This window comes from Massilia sp. LXY-5 (genome assembly GCF_059801075.1).
The window spans coordinates 73,813-89,785 of the sequence record NZ_JBNNEH010000003.1 but is presented as its reverse complement, the minus strand read 5'-3'; the positions used below and the strand labels follow the sequence as shown (position 1 = coordinate 89,785).

18 protein-coding genes are annotated in these 15,973 nt (G+C 63.3%); 6 read left to right on the top strand and 12 right to left on the bottom strand.

What is annotated here, in order from left to right:
- Window positions 1-66: 66 nt before the first annotated feature.
- From ACI48I_RS09410 to tyrS, 6 genes are all read right to left on the bottom strand, one after another.
- The gene (locus ACI48I_RS09410; protein WP_056338842.1) at window positions 67-300 is read right to left on the bottom strand and encodes a helix-turn-helix domain-containing protein; all 234 of its coding nucleotides are present in this window, start codon (window positions 298-300) and stop codon (window positions 67-69) included.
- Between the two features lie 83 nt (window positions 301-383).
- Window positions 384-1,409 carry a tRNA dihydrouridine synthase DusB gene (dusB, locus tag ACI48I_RS09405; protein WP_193687153.1) on the bottom strand — a complete coding sequence of 342 codons (1,026 nt, stop codon included), beginning with the start codon at window positions 1,407-1,409 and terminating at the stop codon, window positions 384-386.
- A gap of 269 nt (window positions 1,410-1,678) precedes the next feature.
- Window positions 1,679-2,332, bottom strand: coding sequence for a histidine phosphatase family protein (locus tag ACI48I_RS09400; RefSeq protein WP_193687154.1), 654 nt, complete (start codon window positions 2,330-2,332; stop codon window positions 1,679-1,681).
- Window positions 2,333-2,374: 42 nt separating this feature from the next.
- Window positions 2,375-3,040: a YbhB/YbcL family Raf kinase inhibitor-like protein gene (locus ACI48I_RS09395; protein WP_498574012.1), complete on the bottom strand. Its 666-nt coding sequence runs from the start codon at window positions 3,038-3,040 to the stop codon at window positions 2,375-2,377.
- Between the two features lie 61 nt (window positions 3,041-3,101).
- Window positions 3,102-3,560 carry a D-aminoacyl-tRNA deacylase gene (dtd, locus tag ACI48I_RS09390; RefSeq protein WP_498574011.1) on the bottom strand — a complete coding sequence of 153 codons (459 nt, stop codon included), beginning with the start codon at window positions 3,558-3,560 and terminating at the stop codon, window positions 3,102-3,104.
- Window positions 3,557-4,819 carry a tyrosine--tRNA ligase gene (tyrS, locus tag ACI48I_RS09385; RefSeq protein WP_193687157.1) on the bottom strand — a complete coding sequence of 421 codons (1,263 nt, stop codon included), beginning with the start codon at window positions 4,817-4,819 and terminating at the stop codon, window positions 3,557-3,559. The genes dtd and tyrS overlap by 4 nt, the downstream gene beginning before the upstream one ends.
- 150 nt (window positions 4,820-4,969) lie before the next feature.
- Here tyrS and ACI48I_RS09380 point away from each other — a divergent pair, with 150 nt between their 5' ends.
- On the top strand, window positions 4,970-6,331 hold the full coding sequence (locus tag ACI48I_RS09380; protein WP_498574010.1) for a peptidoglycan DD-metalloendopeptidase family protein: 1,362 nt from the start codon (window positions 4,970-4,972) through the stop codon (window positions 6,329-6,331).
- 84 nt (window positions 6,332-6,415) lie between these two features.
- Window positions 6,416-7,525, top strand: a complete 1,110-nt coding sequence (locus ACI48I_RS09375; protein ID WP_498574009.1) for an anhydro-N-acetylmuramic acid kinase — start codon at window positions 6,416-6,418, stop codon at window positions 7,523-7,525.
- A gap of 264 nt (window positions 7,526-7,789) precedes the next feature.
- On the opposite strand, the gene erpA is transcribed toward ACI48I_RS09375, so the two are convergent.
- The 5 genes from erpA to rplM form a co-directional block, all read right to left on the bottom strand.
- Window positions 7,790-8,158, bottom strand: coding sequence for an iron-sulfur cluster insertion protein ErpA (gene erpA / locus ACI48I_RS09370; RefSeq protein WP_136220584.1), 369 nt, complete (start codon window positions 8,156-8,158; stop codon window positions 7,790-7,792).
- 54 nt (window positions 8,159-8,212) lie between these two features.
- Window positions 8,213-8,611, bottom strand: coding sequence for a bactofilin family protein (locus ACI48I_RS09365; RefSeq protein ID WP_193688831.1), 399 nt, complete (start codon window positions 8,609-8,611; stop codon window positions 8,213-8,215).
- A 155-nt stretch (window positions 8,612-8,766) separates the two neighbouring features.
- Window positions 8,767-9,804 carry an N-acetyl-gamma-glutamyl-phosphate reductase gene (argC, locus tag ACI48I_RS09360; protein ID WP_498574008.1) on the bottom strand — a complete coding sequence of 346 codons (1,038 nt, stop codon included), beginning with the start codon at window positions 9,802-9,804 and terminating at the stop codon, window positions 8,767-8,769.
- Window positions 9,805-9,953: 149 nt separating this feature from the next.
- Entirely contained in the window at window positions 9,954-10,346 is a 393-nt protein-coding gene (rpsI, locus tag ACI48I_RS09355) for a 30S ribosomal protein S9 (RefSeq protein ID WP_027865814.1), read from the bottom strand.
- Between the two features lie 9 nt (window positions 10,347-10,355).
- Window positions 10,356-10,784, bottom strand: a complete 429-nt coding sequence (rplM, locus tag ACI48I_RS09350) for a 50S ribosomal protein L13 (RefSeq protein WP_056338863.1) — start codon at window positions 10,782-10,784, stop codon at window positions 10,356-10,358.
- 319 nt (window positions 10,785-11,103) lie between these two features.
- On the opposite strand from rplM, the gene ACI48I_RS09345 reads away from it, so the two are divergent.
- The 4 genes from ACI48I_RS09345 (at window position 11,104) to ACI48I_RS09330 (ending at window position 14,990) form a co-directional block, all read left to right on the top strand.
- Window positions 11,104-12,546 (top strand): alpha/beta hydrolase, encoded by a 1,443-nt coding sequence (locus tag ACI48I_RS09345; protein ID WP_498574007.1) that lies wholly within the window; start codon window positions 11,104-11,106, stop codon window positions 12,544-12,546.
- 12 nt (window positions 12,547-12,558) lie between these two features.
- Window positions 12,559-13,290: an ABC transporter ATP-binding protein gene (locus ACI48I_RS09340; RefSeq protein ID WP_498574006.1), complete on the top strand. Its 732-nt coding sequence runs from the start codon at window positions 12,559-12,561 to the stop codon at window positions 13,288-13,290.
- Entirely contained in the window at window positions 13,287-14,471 is a 1,185-nt protein-coding gene (locus ACI48I_RS09335; protein WP_193687163.1) for an ABC transporter permease, read from the top strand. The genes ACI48I_RS09340 and ACI48I_RS09335 overlap by 4 nt, the downstream gene beginning before the upstream one ends.
- Before the next feature lie 93 nt (window positions 14,472-14,564).
- Window positions 14,565-14,990: an OsmC family protein gene (locus ACI48I_RS09330; RefSeq protein ID WP_498574005.1), complete on the top strand. Its 426-nt coding sequence runs from the start codon at window positions 14,565-14,567 to the stop codon at window positions 14,988-14,990.
- A 134-nt stretch (window positions 14,991-15,124) separates the two neighbouring features.
- Here ACI48I_RS09330 and coq7 read toward each other — a convergent pair whose 3' ends face one another.
- Window positions 15,125-15,769 (bottom strand): 2-polyprenyl-3-methyl-6-methoxy-1,4-benzoquinone monooxygenase, encoded by a 645-nt coding sequence (gene coq7, locus ACI48I_RS09325; protein WP_193687165.1) that lies wholly within the window; start codon window positions 15,767-15,769, stop codon window positions 15,125-15,127.
- Between the last annotated feature and the right edge of the window lie 204 nt (window positions 15,770-15,973).

Here is a 15,973-nt window from a genome sequence, read left to right as displayed (position 1 = left end):
ATTCTGGTCGGAATTCCGGCGCGCCTTCCTGGCCGCGCCCACGCGGCCACGCGTGCCGGTGAATGCTTAGAGCAGTCCGTGCTCTTGCAGTTTCTTGCGCAAGGTATTGCGGTTGATGCCCAGCATCTGGGCCGCGTGCGACTGGTTGCCGTCGGCGCGCGTCATCACCACTTCGAGGATCGGCTTTTCCACGGTCATGACCATCATGTCGTAGATGTTCGTCGGCTTTTGCTCGCCCAGGTCATTGAAATAGTCCTCTAGGCTCTTCTGGACAACTTCCTGGATACTCTCTTTGCTCATGTCTGCTGCTTCATCCTGGTTAGTGATTGCTCCGCCGATTGTGTCGGCAGTGTCCCCAAATCGTTCTTGTAGTTTTTTTACTTTTATGCCGCGATTGCATCTACGACAGGCAACGCGGGCCGGTATTGTAACCGGTCGCCATGACGAAGTTGCGATTCGAAAAAATTATCGACTGCCGCCAGTTGCTCGGCCGTCGACTCCAGCAGGTTCATCCGCTGGCGGAATTCCTCGCCGCCCGGCAAGTCCTCGACATACCAGCCGATGTGCTTGCGCGCGCTGCGCACGCCGATGTAGTCGCCGTAGAAGGCGTAATGGGCCGGCAGGTGTTCGTTCATCAGGGCCCGCACTTCTTCCACCAGCGGCGCCGGCAGATGCTCGCCAGTACGCAAGTAATGGTCGATTTCGCGGCAGATCCAGGGACGGCCCTGGGCCGCGCGGCCGATCATGACGGCGTCCGCACTCGTGTAGTCGAGCACAAATTTCGCCTTTTCCGGGGTCGTGATGTCGCCGTTCGCGACTACCGGAATCCCGACTGCCGCTTTCACGGCGCGGATGGTGTCGTATTCCGCATCTCCCTTGTAGCCGTCGGCGCGCGTACGGCCGTGCAGGGTCAGCATCTGAATGCCGGCCTGCTCGGCCATGCGGGCGATGCGCAATGCGTTCTTGTTCTGGCGGTCCCAGCCGGTACGGAATTTCAGGGTTACCGGCACGTCCACGGCGTCCACCACGGCGTGCAGGATGCGCTCGACCAGGTCTTCGTGCTGCAGCAAGGCGGAACCGCACCAGCTGTTGCAGACCTTTTTGACGGGGCAGCCCATGTTGATGTCGATGATCTGGGCGCCGCGTTCGACGTTGTGGCGGGCGCAATCGGCCAGGTCCTGCGGGTCGGCGCCGGCGATTTGCACCGCCTTCGGCTCCATCTCGCCTTCGTGATCGGTGCGGCGGCTGGTCTTTTCGCTGGCCCACAATCTCGGATTCGACGCCGCCATCTCGGACACGGCATAGCCTGCTCCCAGCTGCTTGCACAGCTGGCGGAACGGACGGTCGGTCACGCCGGCCATCGGGGCGACGAAGACGTTATTGCGCAGTGTATAAGGGCCGATTTGCACAGCGGGAACAGGATAAGAATGGACGGGAACCCGCTATTTTACCTGAACTACTGCTCAATTTACGGGCAATATTTTTTCGAAACTGTCGCGCACCGGAGAATTCGGTGTGGACAAAGGGAAAAGGAATGCTTTAGGGCTTACCCGGCAGACATGAGCTTGACGTAGGGTGGGCACTTGTGCCCACGCGGTGATACGCTACGCCGAGATCGTCGAGCACGACATCGAAGCCCGTACGTATCACCGCGTGGGCTCAAGAGCCCACCCTACAATTAGATATCGTCGAGAACGGCCGGCTGCAAATGGGCGACCTCGCCCCAGCTGACCAGCTCCAGCTTGCCGCCCTGCACCGTAAACCGGTTGACGCTGGCATTGAGGACCTTGAAATCGCGCGGCGTTTCCAGCGACAGGCCGAGTGCAGCCCGATAAATGCATTCGAGCACGCCGCCGTGGGCGACGATCGCCAGCGATTTACCTGGATTGTCCTCTGCCCAGCCGAGCACGGCGCCGATTACCCGGTCATAGAACTCGCGGAAGGATTCGCCCCGGTTCTGCCCCGGCGGCAGCTGGGCATCGACGTCGCGCCCCTGCCAGGCTGCGAATTCCTTGGGGAAGCGTTCGGCGATGTCGGCGTACAGCAAGCCCTCGAAGCCGCCATAGCAGCGCTCGCGCAGGCGCCCATCTATATAGAGGGGCAAGCCAATGACGTCGCCGAGGGCCTTGGCGGTCTGGCTGGCACGCGCCAGGTCGCTCGAGACGAGGACGTCGAAATGTTCGTTGGCCAGGCTGGCCGCCAGGGCGCGCGCCTGGCGCTGCCCTTCTTCGTTCAGGTCGATGTCGAGGTGGCCCTGCAGGCGGCGTTCGGCGTTCCAGGCGGTTTCGCCATGACGGATCAGCACGATCCGGGTAGGGGTGTCGTTATGCATGCGGTCCAGAATGCGCCCGGAAAGCCGGGCGAGGTGAAATGATCAGGTAGAAAGCGTCGCTGCGACCTCAGGATTGAGCGAATAGACGCCGTAGATCTGCGCTTCGTCGAGAATGTGGCCACTCAGCGCCGCCCTTGCCTCGGCACAGGTAAAACTGCCCTCGAGCGGAAATTCGGCGATGTCGAGCGCATAGATTGTAAACACATAGGTGTGAACGCGCTCGTCGTTCCATGGCGGGCACGGGCCGTCGTAGCCGAAGTATTCGCCGGCCATGGCCGGATCCGACGCGAACCAGCCGGTGTAGTCGTTGACGCCCTGGCGCAGCTGGTGCTCGGTGCCGTTCTTGACGAGGAAAGGGACGTTCGGGCCGCTCTTGCCGCCCGGCGTGATCATGTCGGAGAACTGGCCCTCTTCGATCGCCTTCAGGCTCGGCGGGATGTCGACCAGCGCCCAGTGATGGAAATCGGCACGCTTGAGCGACTCCGGCACGACCTTCCCTTCCTTGTTGACGTCGGTGCCGTCGGTCGGCGCATCGCCATCGACGCACAGGATCGCCAGCGACTGGGTACCAGCCGGCACGCCGTCCCAGGCCAGGTGGGGATTGCGATTGTTCGACAAGCGTACGTGCGCTTGCGGATCGATGACCGCGAACGCGCACTCCGGCGGAATCATGCCGCCTTCAGTAAATGAATCGCTCCAGATGTTCATCTTCGACTCCCCCACTGAACCTCCTTGTATGTTGTATTGACCGTGCGCTGCTACCGGGGTTTCAACGCGAAACAACGACCGGATCAACACGCAGCCAGATGGTCACCGGACCGTCGTTCGTCAGGCTCACTTTCATGTCTGCGCCGAATTGACCGGTCTCCACTTTGCCATGGCGCTGCCGCGCCTGGCGCACGAAATAATCGAACAGGCGACGCCCGTCGTCGGGGCTGGCCGCCGGCGAAAACGAAGGACGGGTGCCGGAGCGGGTATCGGCCGCCAGCGTGAACTGCGGCACGAGCAGCAGTGCGCCTTCGGTATCGGTGACGCTGCGGTTCATTTTGCCGGCCTCGTCGGAAAACACCCGGTAGCCCAGCAATTTGGTCAGCAGGGCGTCCGCTTCGCGCTCGGTATCGCCCTTCTCGGCGCAGACCAGCACCATCAGGCCGGCGTCGATGGCGCCGACCGTCGCGCCCTCGACCACGACGCTGGCGTGGCTGACGCGTTGCAGCAGCCCGATCATGCCGTAAAGCTGACTCGCGCGAACTTGCGCTTGCCCACCTGCATCACGAACTGGCCGGCGTCGACTTTCAGATTCTTGTCGCTGACGACATTGCCGTCGATGCGCACGCCGCCCTGGTCGACCATGCGCATGGCTTCCGAGGTCGAGGCGCACAGGCCGGCTGCCTTCAGCAGCTGCGCCACGCCCAGCGGCGCGCCCGAGACGGCGACTTCCGGCACGTCGTCCGGGATGCCGCCCTTCGAGCGGTTGACGAAGTCGGCCAGCGCATCCTCGGCCGCCTGGGCCGAATGGAAGCGGGCGACGATCTCCTTGCCCAGCGCCACTTTGGCGTCGCGCGGGTTGGCGCCGCCCTCGACGGCGGCCTTCAGGGCGGCGATGTCGTCCAGCGAGCGGAAGGACAGCAGCTCGAAATAGCGCCACATCATCACGTCCGAAATGCTCATCAGCTTGGCGAACATCGTGTTCGGCGCTTCGGTGATGCCGATGTAATTGTTCTTCGACTTGGACATTTTCTCGACGCCGTCCAGGCCTTCGAGCAGCGGCATGGTCAGGATGCACTGTGGCTCTTGCCCATAGTCCTTCTGGAGTTCGCGTCCAACCAGCAAATTAAATTTCTGGTCTGTTCCACCTAGCTCAAGGTCTGACTTCAAAGCGACCGAATCGTAGCCCTGCATCAAGGGATACAGGAACTCATGGACGGCAATCGGAGTCCCACTCTTGTAGCGCTTGGTGAAGTCGTCGCGTTCCATCATGCGGGCGACGGTGTAGCGCGAGGCCAATTGAATCATGCCGCGCGCGCCGAGGGGGTCGCACCACTCGGAGTTGTAGCGCATTTCGGTGCGCTCGGCGTCGAGCACGAGGGAAGCCTGACGGAAATAGGTCATGGCGTTTTCCTCGACCTGCTCGCGGGTGAGCGGCGGGCGCGTGACGTTACGGCCCGACGGATCGCCAATCATCGAGGTGAAGTCGCCAATCAGGAAAATCACCTGGTGGCCCAGGTTCTGGAGCTGGCGCAGCTTGTTCAGTACCACGGTATGGCCCAGGTGCAGGTCGGGGGCGGTCGGGTCCAGGCCCAGCTTGATACGGAGCGGCGTGCCGGTCTTTTCCGAGCGCACCAGCTTCTGCACGAATTCGCTTTCGATCAGCAGTTCGTCGACACCGCGCTTGGTGATGGCGAGCGCTTCCTGGACCTTGTCGGACAGAGGCACAGCGGTGGCGGAAGCGGAGTTGTTATTACTACAAGACGCGGAGTCTGTCATAAATTCTTTGTAGGAGTTTGGCTAAAACGGTTGTAGGAGCGCATATTTTGGTACAATGCTCGATCCCATCAATCTTGCTGCAAGAAAACTTTTTAAAACAACAAGAAAAATAGCGGTCCTAAGTTCAAGCGGTAAATTTTAACTGATTGCATGAACCCAATACATAAATTCACCCGCAAAAGCCTGTTGAGCCTGGCCAATACGAGCCGTAAAACTCGTATCGTCGGCGCCGGCGCCCTTGCTCTCGCACTGTGCGCGTTTGGCGCTGTTGCGACCGCTCCGATCACCCAGGACGACAGCAACGTCCAGGTCGTGTCCGTCTCCGAACACCTGGCCCTGCCCAATCTCGCCGACCAGATCAGCGCCCTGCAACAGGACGAGCAGCAATTCATCCACGAAGAGCGCGTGCGTTCGGGTGATTCTATCGGCACCATGCTCGGCCGCCTTGGCGTGAACGATGCGCAGGCCCAGAACTTCATCCGTTCCGATAAACTCGCCCGCCGCCTCCTGTCCTTGAAAAACGGCAAGCGCCTGCAGGCCGAGACCGACGAGAACGGCGAACTGCTGTCGCTGCGCGCCACCCTGACCGACAAGAACAGCGAGCCGACCACGCTCACCATCGTCCGCCGTGGCGACAGTTTCAAGGCAAGCGAAGCCCCTGCCAAGCTCGAGCGCCGCGTCGAAATGCGTTCGCGCGAAATCACCAATTCCTCGCTCTACGCTGCCACCGACGCGAACGTCGACGGCGGCTCGATTCCGGATTCGGTGGTCGGCGAAATCATCAAGATGTTCTCGACCAACATCGACTTCCGCGGCGACCTGAAGCGCGGCGACCGTTTCAATGTTGTCTACGAAACCTTCTGGCTCGACGGCGAACTGGTGAAAACCGGCCGCATCCTGGCAGGCGAATTCATCAACCGCGGCGCCAGCTACCAGGCCGTGTGGTTCGAAGACCCGGTCACCAGGCAGGGCGGCTACTACAGCCTGGACGGCAAGTCGCTGAAAAAAGCCTTCCTCAAGTCGCCGCTCGAATTCACCCGCGTCTCGTCGGGCTTCGCCAACCGCGTGCACCCGATCTCGGGCGAGTGGAAAGCACACAAGGGCATCGATTTCGCAGCCCCGACCGGCACCCCAATCCGCGCCGCCGGCGACGGCACCGTCGACTTCGCCGGTGTCTCTAACGGCTACGGCAACATGGTCGTCCTGAAGCACTGGTCGAACTACAGCACCGCCTACGCCCACATGAGCCGCATCAACGGCCTGCGCAAGGGCGCCAAGGTCACGCAAGGCCAGGTTATCGGCTTCGTCGGCTCGACCGGCTGGTCGACCGGCGCGCACCTGCACTACGAATTCCGCGTCGCCGATGTCGCACGCGATCCGAGCACGCTGAAAGACCTGATGGCCGCTCCCCTGAGCAAGGGCGAACTGGCCCGCTTCCGGATGGCTGCCGCGGAAATGAACCACCGCTTCTCGCTGCTGACCCCGGGCGGCAACGCCATGGCTGCCCGCTAAGCGCCTCACGCATCTTCGTAAAACGCCTTCCCTGCTTCATGGCACGGAAGGCGTTTTTACGTGGGTCTCGATTATGATGGGCACATGATGACGAACAATTCCTCCTCTTCCCTTTACATTGGCCTGATGTCAGGCACCAGCCTGGACGGCGTGGACGGCGTGCTGGCCGATTTCGCCGACGGCAGCATCCGCACCCTCGAGGCCGCGTTTATCCCCTTCCCGGCCACCCTGCGCGCCGAGCTGATGGCCTTGCAGGCAAACGGACAGAACGAGATCGAGCGCGAGGCGATCGCCGCCAACGGGCTGGCGCAGGCCTATGCCGAGTGCGTCGAGGCCTTGAAGGCGCACGCGCCTGGACAGGTTGCCGCCGTTGCCGTGCACGGCCAGACCGTGCGCCACCGGCCCGAACTCGGTTTTACGCGCCAGACAAATAATCCCTCGCTGCTGGCCGAACTGACGGGCATCGACGTCATTGCCGACTTCCGCAGCCGCGACATCGCGGCTGGCGGCCAGGGTGCGCCGCTGGTGCCGGCGTTTCACGCGGCCGCCTTCGGCAAGCCGGGGACGACGCGCGTGGTGGTGAATATCGGCGGCATCGGCAACATCAGCATGCTGCACGAAGACGGCCGCGTCACCGGCTACGACACCGGGCCGGGCAATGTGCTGATGGACGGCTGGATCGGACGCCATCAAGGCAAGGAATACGACGAGGGTGGCGCCTGGGGCGCGAGCGGGACGGTGGACGCCGCCCTGCTGGCGACCTTGCTGGAAGAACCGTATTTCCATCAGCCGGCGCCGAAGAGCACGGGGCGCGACCTTTTCCACATGGAATGGCTCGATGCGCACCTGGCGGGCTTCTCGAGCCTCCCCGCGGCCGACGTGCAGGCGAGCCTGACCGCCCTGACCGCGCAGACGATCGCCAACGCCATCCTGGCCGAGAACGTGCGCGTCGACGCCGTCTATGTCTGCGGCGGCGGCGCCTACAACGGCACGCTGCTGCGCATGCTGGCGGCCGCTCTCGGCGGCCATGTGCTGGTGGAATCGACGGCAGAACTCGGCATCGCGCCGAACCGGGTCGAGGCGCTGGCGTTCGCCTGGCTGGGCTATCGGTTCAATGAGCGCCAGCCGGGCAACATGCCGGCGGTGACGGGAGCGAAGGGGCTGCGAATTTTAGGCGCACTGTATCCTGCCTAGATGCAGGTAGAGCAATCGCAGTGGCAGGGTGGGCTCCGCCCACGCGCTTCATCCTTTGCACGGCTGCGGCTTTACACGCGCAACGCCACCTTGCATGCGATATGGCGCTCGCACGTATAAAGTCGCGTCTGTGCAGGTGATAGCCGGCGTGGGCGGAGCCCACCCTACAAAAGCGTGCCACCCACAACCCAAGGCGCAAAAAACAAATCCGGGCATTGCCCGGATCTGATAACGACACCCGGCCAGGCCGGGTTAGCGTAACACTTACGCCGAGAACGACGAACCGCAGCCGCAGGTGCTGGTCGCGTTCGGGTTCTTGATGACGAACTGGGCGCCCTCCAGGTCATCCTTGTAGTCGATTTCGGCGCCGACGAGGTACTGGTAGCTCATCGAGTCGATCAGCAGCTGCACGCCGTTCTTCTCCATGGTCGTGTCGTCTTCGTTGACGATTTCGTCGAAGGTGAAGCCGTACTGGAAGCCCGAGCAGCCGCCACCCTGCACGAAGACGCGCAGTTTCAGGTCGGGATTGCCCTCTTCCTCGATCAGTTGCGCCACTTTTTCAGCGGCGCTATCGGTGAAGACGATAGGGGTCGGGATGGTGTCAAAGTCTACTACTTCGGCCACTGCAGTCATGGATAAACTCCTGATTGGATTCAAATTTATTCCATTATAGACTGTTCGTGACGGTCATGCCTGAGAGGCCTCCGCCACGGCCAGGTGGAACACGGGCTCGCCCGCCGGCTGGTGCGTGAGCTTGCCGGTAACCAGGGCGCCGCCGTGCATCTCGAGCAGCTTGTAATGGACATCACCATGAATGCGGCCTTTCGGCTGTAATTCAAGTAGTTCCGTGGAAAAAACCGATCCGGCGATGAATCCATTGACGACCAGGTTGGCACAGCGCACTTCACCCTCGATGCGCGCGTGCTCGGAAACGATCAGCACGCTGTCCACGCCTTCGCTGGCGATCACGTTGCCGTGCACTTCGCCGTCGATGCGCAGGCCGCCGCTGAAGCACAGGTCGCCCTCGATCCGGGCAGCGATGCCGATCAGGCTGTCAATTTCGCTTTTTGCATTGCGACCGAACATGGTGGCACCCCTGAGAGATAGATGTTGTGATCGGAAAAAACCGATCAACCCATCGGTCAATTTACCGATCTCATCAGTTGCCGCCTTGATCTAGCTCTTGTCAGCTAGTGCAGGGCGGCAACGCCACAGGAATGCTCTTCAGTTATGCAACGAGCTTAGGGCAGCAGCGCGATCTGCTGCAAGCCGGTCGTCTCGTCAAAGCCGAACATCAGGTTCATGCACTGTACGGCCTGGCCGGAAGCGCCCTTCACCAGGTTGTCCTGCACCACCAGGATGACGACGGTGTTGCCGCCCTCCGGACGGTGCAGCGCCAGGCGCAGCATGTTCGAGCCGCGCGTCGAGCGGGTTTCCGGGTGCGAGCCGAAAGGCATGACGTCGACGAAAGGCGAATCGGCATAGGTTTCCTCGAACAGCGCCTGCAGCTGCTCATCCGTGACGTCCTTCGTCAGGCGCGCGTACAGGGTGGCGTGCATGCCGCGGATCATCGGCACCAGGTGCGGGGTGAAGATCAGGCCGACCTTGTCGTCCGTAAAACGCTGCAGCTGGGCCGAGGTTTCCGGGGTATGGCGGTGGCCGGCGACGCCGTAGGCCTTGAAATTGTCGCTCGCTTCCGAGAACAGGGTGCCAATTTCCGCCTTGCGGCCGGCGCCCGAGACACCCGATTTCGCATCGGCGATCAGGTTGCCGGCGTCGATCAGGCCGGCTTTCAGGAGCGGTACGAAGCCCAGCTGCATCGTCGTCGGGTAGCAGCCCGGGTTGGCGATCAGGCGCGCCCCTTTGATGTCTTCGCGGTTCAGTTCCGGCAGGCCGTACACGGCTTCCTCGATCAGCTCGGGCGCCGTGTGCTCGATCTTGTACCATTTCTCGAAGGACGCGCGGTCCTTCAGGCGGAAGTCGGCGGCGAGATCGATGACTTTCACGCCGGCGGCCAGCAGGGCCGGAGCTTGCGCCATGGCCACGCCGTGCGGGGTGGCGAAGAACACCACGTCGCATTGCGTCAGGTCGGCCTTGTCGGGCGCCGAGAAGGCCAGATTGACGCGGCCGCGCAGCGACGGAAACATGTCGGCCACCGGCAGGCCGTCTTCCTTGCGCGAAGTGATCGCGGTCAGCTCCACGCCGGGGTGGGCCGCCAACAGCCGCAGCAATTCCACGCCCGTGTAACCGGTTCCGCCAACGATGCCAACTTTGATCATGTTCTTTCCTTTGAAAATATGAATGGTGCAATGAGGCTGCAATTTTAACAGTCGATCGCTTTCGGGGCAGCGCATGCGGGCGCGGCATAAAAAAAGCCGCCCGAAGGCGGCTTTCTGTCCAGCAATCGCAGCCCGAAGACTGCAAGCGATTAACGCTTCGAGAACTGCTTGGCGCGACGTGCTTTACGCAGGCCGACTTTCTTACGCTCGACTTCACGGGCGTCACGGGTGACGAAACCGGCACGTGCCAGGTCGCCCTTGAGGCCTGCGTCGTAGTCGATCAGTGCGCGGGTGATGCCGTGACGGACGGCGCCAGCCTGGCCCGATTCGCCACCGCCGTGCACGTTGACCTTGATGTCGAAACGCTCGACGTTGCCGGTCAGTTCCAGCGGCTGACGGATGACCATCAGGCCGGTTTCGCGCGAGAAGTATTCGTTCGCAGGCTTGCCGTTCACGACGATCAGGCCGGTGCCGGCTTTGATGAACACGCGAGCGACTGCACTCTTGCGACGGCCGGTGCCGTAGTTGTAGTTACCGATCATGTCAGTTCCTTAGAGGGTCAGTGCTTGTGGTTGCTGTGCTGCGTGCGGGTGGGTGCCTTCCGCGTACACTTTCAGCTTCTTGATCATTGCATAGCCCAGCGGGCCCTTCGGCAGCATGCCTTTGACAGCCTTTTCCAGGGCACGGCCCGGGAAGCGCTGTTGCATTTTCAGGAAGTTGGTTTCGTAGATACCGCCCGGGTAGCCCGAGTGACGGTAGTACGTCTTGTTGGTGGCTTTCGTGCCGGTCACGCGCAGTTTGCCTGCGTTGACGACGACGATGTAGTCACCGGTATCGACGTGCGGAGTGAATTCTGGCTTGTGTTTGCCGCGCAGTCGGAGTGCCACTTCGCTGGCAACACGTCCGAGGACCAAGTCCGTCGCGTCAATCACGAACCAGTCGCGCTGGACTTCATGGCCCTTAGCGGAAAAAGTTTTCATGTTGACTTCCTAAATATATGTAAATTGCTCAAATGGCGGTTCCGCAATTGTCGCTGCGGACTCATCCTTATTATCTTTTCCAGAGCAAATGGAAAGCCGACGATTGTACTTCGACCAGACCACATGAGTCAAGACACCACGAGGAAGCCTGTCGCATCGACGCCTCCTCGCACGGCGCCAATTCGCCAGCGTGATGACATTCGACAATCAATCCCTTGCGAACCGGGCTAGACTCGGCTCAACCATTCCCTAGCGAAACTATCTGTTGACCGTAGAAACGATAGCAAATTACCATGAGTCAACTATCTGAGGAGTCTTCGTGAAAATACCTTCCATCCTGCCCGCCGTGCTGGCGCTGCTGGTCTCGAGCGGCGCGCCGGCGGCCGACGGTCCCGCGGCAACGGGATCCAGGCCCGAAGCACGCACCTGCCACCTGCCCGGCTCCGAAGGGTCACTGCGCTGCCTTGCGGTCCCGGTGCCGCTCGACTACGCCCAGCCCGCCAGGAAGGATCTGAAGATCCACGTCACAGTCGCACCGGCGTTTCGCGAGGGAGCCAAGGCCGACCCGCTGTTCGTGCTCGCAGGCGGGCCCGGCCAGGCCGGCAGCGAAGTGCTGATGCTGCTCTCGACCGCCTTCAAGCGCGTGCGCGCCACGCGCGACATCGTCTTCATCGACCAGCGCGGCACGGGATTGTCGGGCAAGCTCGATTGCAAGGAGCCGCCCGGACAGGAAACGATGAGCGACGCCGAACTCGAGGCCGAGGCGCGCCGCTGCGTCAGCACCAGCAAGACGCCGTTCGCGCTCTACAACACCGCGAATGCCGCGCGCGACCTCGAGGAAGTGCGGCGCGCGCTCGGCTACACGAAGGTCAACCTGTTCGGCGGCTCGTACGGCACCCGCCTCGGCCAGGCCTATGCGCGTGCGTTTCCGGCCAGCGTGCGCTCGCTGATCCTCGACGGCGTAGCCGCGCCCGACCAGGTCATTCCGGCCGGCGGCCGCGATGCCCAGGCCGCGCTCGACAAGCTGTTCGAAGGCTGCCGCAAGGACGCGGGCTGCAACAGGGCCTATCCGAACCTGCGCGCCGAATTCGACAGCCTGGCCGCGCGCACCGAGGCCGGCATCAAGCTCTCGGTCGCCGACCCGCGCACCGCGCAGCCGGTCACCTTCACCATGACGGCGCAGCGCTTCAACGGCACCGTCCACAACATCCTGTATTCGCCGGCCGATGCGCGCCGCCTGCCCTTCCTGATCCACAGCGCCTACCAGGGCCGCTGGGAGCCCTTCATTGCGCGCCACAACATCAGCGGCGACTTCGCCGGCGAAGGCGGCACCGCCGCCCTGCTCTACCTGGCCGTGGTCTGCGCCGAGGACGTGCCGCGCATGACGCCGGAGCTGATGAAGGAAGATGCCGCTGCCATCACACGCCCCTTGACCGGCCGCATTCCGGCCATGTGCAAGGACATGAAGGTGCCGGCCGTGCCGTATTCCGCGCCGACCACGATCGAGGCGCCGGCCCTGCTGCTGTCGGGCGCGCTCGACCCGGTCACGGCGCCGCGCCGTGCCGAAAGCGCGGCGCGCTACATGAAGAATGCGCGCCACCTGGTGGTGGCCAATGCCGGCCACGGCGTCTCGCAGCTCGGATGCGCGCCGCGCCTGCTGCGCGAATTCCTCGACAAGCCGGGCGCCGCGCTCGATGCGACATGCCTGGCCGAGATCCCGCCCCCGACCTTCCAGCTCGGCAGCGCCGGGCCGCAACCCTGAAGCGAGCTCCCCATGATCGAAGTGCACGACGTACGTAAACAATTCGGCGATGTGAAGGCCCTCGGCGGCGTCAGCTTCAGTGCGCGCGACAGCCAGATCACCGCCCTGCTCGGCCCCAACGGCGCCGGCAAGACCACGCTGCTGCGCACCCTGGTGGGCCTGCTCAAGCGCGACCAAGGCACGGTCGCCATCGACGGCGCCGATCCGGAACAGGATCCGCTGGCGGTACGCCGCAACATCGGCTTCCTCACCGACCAGTTCGGCCTCTACGAGCGCCTCTCGACGCGCGAATACCTGCAGTACTTCGGGGAGCTGAACGGCATTGGCGGCGCGGCCCTGAAAACGCGGATCGAGGAGGTGTCGGAACTGCTGGTCATGGACGACATCCTCGAGCGCCGCACCAAGGGCTTTTCGCAGGGCCAGCGGATCAAGGTGGCGCTGGCGCGCACCCTGCTGCACCGCCCGCGCAACCTGCTGCTCGACGAACCGAGCCGCGGCCTGGACGTGATGAGCACGCGCGCGCTGCGGCGCGCCCTGATCGCGCTGCGCGAGGACGGCTGCTGCGTCATCATGGCCACCCACGTGATGCAGGAAGTGACGCACCTGTGCGACGACGTGATCGTCATCGCACAGGGCCATACCGTGGCGCAGGGCTCGCCAAGCGACTTGTGCCGGCGCACCGGCATCGAAAACCTCGAGGATGCATTCGTCAGCCTGGTCGGCGAAGAAGGGATTGCCGCATGAAGCCGCCATTTTTCATCATCTTCCTGAAAGAGCTGCGCGAAACCCTGCGCGAAAAACGCACCGTCGGCCTGCTGGTGCTGTTCACGCTGATGTATCCGGTGATGTTCGGCGTCCTGATCCAGCAGCTGATCGACCGCGCCACCCGTTCCGAGCGCGAGGGCATCGAACTGGCGGTCATCGGCTCGAGCAAGGCCCCGACCCTGATGGCCCAGCTCAAGCAGAAGAACATCACGGTGCGCGACACCCCGCCGATGGAAGAGCAGGCGATCCAGGACCTGCTCCAGAAAGGCAAGGTCGCGGGCGTGCTGCGCCTGTCCGACAAATTCGCCGACAACTACACGGCAATGCGCCCTGCCCGTATCGAGCTGTGGTACGACTCGGCCGCCGAGAAGAATGCGCAGCGGCGCGAAGTCGAGGACGTGCTGGAAGCCTATGGCGCCAACGTGGCCAGCGCGCGCCTGCTGGCGCACGGGGTGTCGCCGGCGACGCTGGCGCCGATCCAGGTGCAGCGCTACGACACCGGCACCAATGCCTCGCGCTCGGCCGGCCTGATCGGCGGGATGCTCAGCATGCTGTTCTTCCCTGCTTTCTTCTGCGGCATGGCGGCCGCGATCGACAGCACCGCCGGCGAACGCGAACGGCGTTCGATGGAAGTGCTGATGGCCCAGCCGGCGCGCGCATGGGAGATCGTCACCGGCAAGTGGCTGATGGCCGGCTTCCTCGCCGTGTCCGGCCTCACCCTGGAACTGCTGCTGGCGCACGGGGTGCTGTCCTGGCTGCCGCTGGAAGAGCTGGGCATGTCGTGGAGCCTGAACTGGGGCGACATCGCACTGGTCTGCCTGGTCTCCCTGCCGCTGGCGCTGCTGGCCGCCGCGCTCCAGATTGCCCTGGCGATGAACGCGAAATCGTTCAAGGAAGCGCAAAGCACGCTCAGCATCGTGCTGCTGCTGCCGATGGTGCCCGGCGTCGTGGTCTCGATGATGGACCTGAAAACCTCGCTCTGGATGTATGCGGTGCCGATGCTGTCGAACCAGACCCTGCTGCGCGAAATGGCGAAGGGCGTCGAGGTCGGCCTGCTGCCCTTCCTGCTTACCTTCTTCAGCGCGGCGCTGCCGGCGCTGGCCATCGTCGCCTTCGCCGGCTGGCGCATGAAGAGCGAGCGCTACGTGCTGGCCGTCTAAGAACCTGTCCCGGCAGGGAGGAAAACAGCCCACCCCGGCACGCCGCGGTGGGCTGTTTTACAATGACCGCCACCTTATAGCGGAGAAACCCACATGGAAGTCAAAGTCAGCTGGAACGGCCCCTCGGGCATGAGTTTTCGCGCCCAGACCGGATCGGGCCACATGGTCTCGATGGACGGTGCGCCGGAAGGCGGCGGCCACAACCTGGCGCCGCGGCCGATGGAGATGGTGCTGGTCGGCACCGGCGGCTGCACGGCCTACGACGTGGTGCTGATCCTCAAGCGCGGGCGCGAGAACGTGATCGGCTGCGACGTCACGCTGCAGGCCGAGCGGGCGGAGACGGATCCGAAGATTTTCACGAAGATCAATTTTCACTTCGTGGTGACGGGGAAGAACCTGAAGCCGGCGGCCGTCGAGCGCGCCGTCAAACTGTCGCACGAGAAGTACTGCTCGGCCTCGATCATGCTGGCGGCGATGGCGGAGATCACGCATTCAATCGAAATTATCGAAGCCGCGTAAATATTGACACGCTCGGGTATGTACGGGCACGAACGCGTGGGCATGCCCACCCTACGGATCATCGCATCACGTAGGGTGGGCATGCCCACGCGGATGTTCGCGCTGTGTTGGCCGACGCTTACACCCGCCGCGACTTACAAATAATACGCCGTCGTCGTCATCACTTTCGACATCGCGCGCATGATCAGCTTGACCGGCACCGGCATCTCCGCCGCGCCCAGGGCCTGGGCGGCATCGCCATGGGCGACTTCATCGAGGCGCATCTGCTCGACGATCGCGCGCGACTTGGCGTCCCCCGCCGGCAGCTGTTCGAGGTGGCTGTTCAGGTGCGCTTCGACCTGGCGCTCGGTCTCGACGACGAAACCCAGGCTGCGCGCGTCGCCCAGCTTGGCGGCCACGGTTCCCATTGCGTAGGCGCCCGCATACCAGAGCGGGTTGAGCACGCTCGGCTGCGAGCCGAGTTCGGCCAGGCGCTGCGCGGTCCAGGCCAGGTGGTCCTCTTCTTCACGTCCGGCCTGCTCGAACTGGGCGCGCATGCCGGCACTTTGCGCGTGGCGCGCCTGCGAATCGTAGAGCGCCTGGGCGCAGACTTCGCCGACATGGTTCACGCGCATCAGGCCGGCGCTGTGGCGCTGTTCGCGCTCGTCGAGTTCGCAGTCGACCGCATGCGCCGCCGGGTTCGCGCGCGAGGCCGCCGCCACGCCGCCGACCACGCGCAGCGCCTTGTCGAAGCCGACGATCAGGTCGTCGAGTGGACTGATGAAAGGGTTGGCTCGCATAGGATGTCCTTCGTCGCGGGAAAACCACATTATATGCGCCGTGCCTGCCGCTTGCCGCGCTGCTAAACGAGCACGTCCTGCCCCGCCTTTTTTGCACTCTGGCCGCCCCTGTGCGCCGTGCGTCGCACGGGTCCGCCCGAGTCAGCCATTAGGGCATACAATGCATTCGTCAAAAAAAGCTTGGCGGAAATGAAACTGACCGCT

Bases quoted from the DNA above. Each gene is read 5' to 3' on its own strand.
- ACI48I_RS09400 (WP_193687154.1), bottom strand. From the start codon at position 2,332: ATGCATAACGACACCCCTACCCGGATCGTGCTGATCCGTCATGGCGAA.
- coq7 (WP_193687165.1), bottom strand. From the start codon at position 15,769: ATGCGAGCCAACCCTTTCATCAGTCCACTCGACGACCTGATCGTCGGC.
- tyrS (WP_193687157.1), bottom strand. From the start codon at position 4,819: ATGACAGACTCCGCGTCTTGTAGTAATAACAACTCCGCTTCCGCCACC.
- rplM (WP_056338863.1), bottom strand. From the start codon at position 10,784: ATGAAAACTTTTTCCGCTAAGGGCCATGAAGTCCAGCGCGACTGGTTC.
- ACI48I_RS09340 (WP_498574006.1), top strand. From the start codon at position 12,559: ATGATCGAAGTGCACGACGTACGTAAACAATTCGGCGATGTGAAGGCC.
- ACI48I_RS09365 (WP_193688831.1), bottom strand. From the start codon at position 8,611: ATGTTCGGTCGCAATGCAAAAAGCGAAATTGACAGCCTGATCGGCATC.
- ACI48I_RS09395 (WP_498574012.1), bottom strand. From the start codon at position 3,040: ATGAACATCTGGAGCGATTCATTTACTGAAGGCGGCATGATTCCGCCG.
- argC (WP_498574008.1), bottom strand. From the start codon at position 9,804: ATGATCAAAGTTGGCATCGTTGGCGGAACCGGTTACACGGGCGTGGAA.
- ACI48I_RS09335 (WP_193687163.1), top strand. From the start codon at position 13,287: ATGAAGCCGCCATTTTTCATCATCTTCCTGAAAGAGCTGCGCGAAACC.
- ACI48I_RS09380 (WP_498574010.1), top strand. From the start codon at position 4,970: ATGAACCCAATACATAAATTCACCCGCAAAAGCCTGTTGAGCCTGGCC.
- ACI48I_RS09375 (WP_498574009.1), top strand. From the start codon at position 6,416: ATGATGACGAACAATTCCTCCTCTTCCCTTTACATTGGCCTGATGTCA.
- dtd (WP_498574011.1), bottom strand. From the start codon at position 3,560: ATGATCGGGCTGCTGCAACGCGTCAGCCACGCCAGCGTCGTGGTCGAG.
- ACI48I_RS09330 (WP_498574005.1), top strand. From the start codon at position 14,565: ATGGAAGTCAAAGTCAGCTGGAACGGCCCCTCGGGCATGAGTTTTCGC.
- ACI48I_RS09410 (WP_056338842.1), bottom strand. From the start codon at position 300: ATGAGCAAAGAGAGTATCCAGGAAGTTGTCCAGAAGAGCCTAGAGGAC.
- rpsI (WP_027865814.1), bottom strand. From the start codon at position 10,346: ATGATCGGTAACTACAACTACGGCACCGGCCGTCGCAAGAGTGCAGTC.
- erpA (WP_136220584.1), bottom strand. From the start codon at position 8,158: ATGACTGCAGTGGCCGAAGTAGTAGACTTTGACACCATCCCGACCCCT.